At 47.2% G+C, this 760-nt stretch carries 2 protein-coding genes; both read left to right on the top strand.

The features are described from left to right. On the top strand, nucleotides 1-296 hold a 296-nt coding region (locus R7Z50_RS26810; RefSeq protein WP_318149658.1), incomplete at its 5' end, for an NUDIX hydrolase. Nucleotides 297-319: 23 nt separating this feature from the next. Continuing rightward, the coding region (locus tag R7Z50_RS26805; protein ID WP_318149657.1) for a GntG family PLP-dependent aldolase at nucleotides 320-760 on the top strand (441 nt) is incomplete at its 3' end.

Here is a 760-nt window from a genome sequence, read left to right as displayed (position 1 = left end):
TAGACCCGCTCTGCTGTGCGCAACGTGAGTTGGAAGAAGAAACTGGCTTCAGCGCAGAAAAATTTACCCCACTCGGTCAAGTGACACCGCTTGCTGGGTTTTGTGATGAAATTCAGTATTTGTTTGTCGCGGAACACTTAGCCAAAACCAATCGCTACGAGTGTGACGACGATGAAGTGATTGAAGTCGTGACATTGTCACGGGAACAGCTCGAAGAAAAAATTATTGATGGCACCATTACCGATGCCAAAACCATCGCTTGCTTAAGCAAAGCTCGCCTTTGCGGATACATTTAGGAATTTGGACCAAGGAGATATTCATGGATTTTCGTTCAGACACAGTGACTCAACCCACCCAAGCTATGCGCGAAGCAATGTTCAGCGCCCCTGTTGGCGATGATGTTTATGGTGACGATCCTACCGTAAACGAGCTAGAGCAATTCGCGGCTGAATTAGCAGGGTTTGAGGCAGCGTTGTTTACCACTTCTGGCACGCAAGCAAACCTTTTAGGGTTAATGGCACATTGTGAGCGTGGCGATGAATATTTATGCGGCCAGCAAGCGCACAATTACAAATATGAAGCAGGTGGCGCAGCGGTACTGGGTTCTATCCAGCCTCAACCAATAGAAAACAATCCAGATGGCACGTTGCCATTTGACAAATTAGAGGCGGCAATTAAACCTGATGACGCGCACTTTGCTCGTACTCGTCTGCTAAGTTTAGAAAACACCATCAACGGTAAAGTGATCCCACTGTCTTAC

This window comes from Vibrio sp. 1249-1, from assembly GCF_033340495.1.
This window is presented reverse-complemented; position numbering and strand designations above follow the sequence as displayed.